The organism is Streptomyces sp. SolWspMP-5a-2 (assembly GCF_900091845.1).
GTDB classification, from domain to species: Bacteria; Actinomycetota; Actinomycetes; order Streptomycetales; family Streptomycetaceae; genus Streptomyces; species Streptomyces doudnae.
Genome location: NZ_FMCI01000386.1, coordinates 1 through 1,823 on the forward strand (window position 1 = coordinate 1; position 1,823 = coordinate 1,823).

Annotated in this window: 2 protein-coding genes and 1 pseudogene; all 3 read right to left on the minus strand. The window is 63.5% G+C overall.

Features of this window, described 5'->3' with window-relative positions; translation table 11 throughout:
• Positions 1-342 (minus strand): transposase (locus GA0115242_RS37880; RefSeq protein WP_141721910.1); only part of this gene is annotated, 342 nt, incomplete at its 3' end.
• Between the two features lie 288 nt (positions 343-630).
• A pseudogene (locus GA0115242_RS41320) lies at positions 631-857 on the minus strand (IS110 family transposase); the annotation flags it as partial.
• A 204-nt stretch (positions 858-1,061) separates the two neighbouring features.
• The coding region (locus tag GA0115242_RS37890) for a DUF317 domain-containing protein (RefSeq protein WP_093836198.1) at positions 1,062-1,823 on the minus strand (762 nt) is incomplete at its 5' end.

The window sequence follows — 1,823 nt, forward strand, 5'->3', positions numbered from 1 at the left end:
AGACCTGACGTGGGCGGTGTCGAGAACGACGCGGGTGACGTCGATGAGGCCGGCGTCGTCGAGCATGTGCAGCACAGCCTCGTGCAAGCGGCCCCAGACGCCGGCTCTGGACCAGATCAGGAAGGGGCGGTGAGCGGTCGACTTCGATATGCCGAAGCAGGGCGGCAGAGCACGCCAGGCGCAACCACTGACCAGCACGTAGATGATCGCCGCGAACAGCGTCTCATCAGGCGTGTCTTGTGTACCGCCGCCCTGCGGCCGCACCTTCGACGGCGGGATCAGCGGCTTCGCGATCTCCCACAGGCCGTCCGGAACAATCCAACTCCACGTACCCCGCCCCATGAACAGACCAACGTCCGCCTCACCACGTAGGACACGGTCTTAAGGACAGTATGCCCCACAACACGTGATCTACGTACTCCGCTGATGCGGACTTCTTCCGCTCCAGGCGGCAACAGTGGATGGTTGAAACTCAGCCGCGTGGCCCGCCTGAAGGCCGCACGCTTGATCAACTGAGCAAAAGCGCAAACTCGTTGGGGTGAGCTGTGGATAGCACACGCACAGACTTACCCCAGGGGCCTCTCCGCGCCTTTCATCAAGGCGTTTCTTTTTGGTTCGTGGTTGCTGAGGTTATGCAGCCAAATCGACGTTCTTCGGGGCCCGAGATTCGTTGAAGTGCCGTTTCGGAGCATGGAAAACAGGAGGACGCTAATGCATTGGCATGCGAGGCCGAGGAGGGCTTGATTATAGGTCCCCTGTTTGTCGTAGTAGGCGCGCGAGGCCGAGTCAGCATTCATGCAGACGAGGGTAGACAGGAATAGCGCACGTTTGAGCTGCCGGTTTCCGCCCCGGGCTGCTGGTCGAATGGATCTACTGCCTTCCTGTCACTATCTGCGCTTGCCTGAACGGATGCTGACGCCTACACCGCCGTTACGACCCAAGCCCGAGCACTTCCTCGCCTTCGCCAGCATCGCCAGCACCCTCATCTGCTACCGCCGCATCACCAAATGAAATGACGTTTTAGGGCACCGGCCGTCGGCGGGTCGCTTGGTCGTCCAGCTTTACCGGGGACGGCTGGCAGGGGAGCCGACCGTGGCCGACGGCGCCGCTGACGGAGTGGAAGTGAGGGTGGTCTTGAGTTCGCGGCCTTGCTGGACTTGGCGTGTTCCGTTCTCGTGGGCGAGGCATTCGGAGAGGTCCGCGATTAGCGAACTCGGGGTCTGCGGAGAGGCGGTGATCGACCAGGTGGGTCTGTGGTCAGGGCTGGTTCCGGCCCAGACAGTCCAGGTGGCCTGGTTCTGGCTCGGGTGCTGCGCGGTGAAGGCGTCGAATTGGATGCCGGCGTTGTCATCGGGGGACGTCCAGCGGATCCATCGTCCGTCCACGATGTGCTTCCATCCGGCGCTGGAGAGCGGCTGGGTGGCCGCGGTGACCATCTTCTCGTTCACCGGGACACCGTCAGGAATGTCCCAGCCATCACCGTCTGCGAGGTAGGACAGCAGATTCTGCAGCAGCGGGGCGGGGGTGGCGCCGGTCGCGGTAAGGATCCACATGCGCTCGGATACGGGAGTTTCGTAGGCGGCCACGGTCCAGGCGGTCTCGTGGTCGGGGGCTCCATGCACGCGCTCGATGCGCAGGGTTTGCGACTCGTGGATGGCGTGGGTCGTGTCATCCGACCAGGTGGACCACTTCTCGAACTCGCCGTGGGCGTCGACGAAGGTGTCGAGGAGCGCGTCGTGGTTGCCGGCGTCCGCCAGGTAGACAGGGACGGTCTCCTGCTTCGCCGGTGAGGGCGCGGACGTGGCCGTGGTGACGTCGGACAT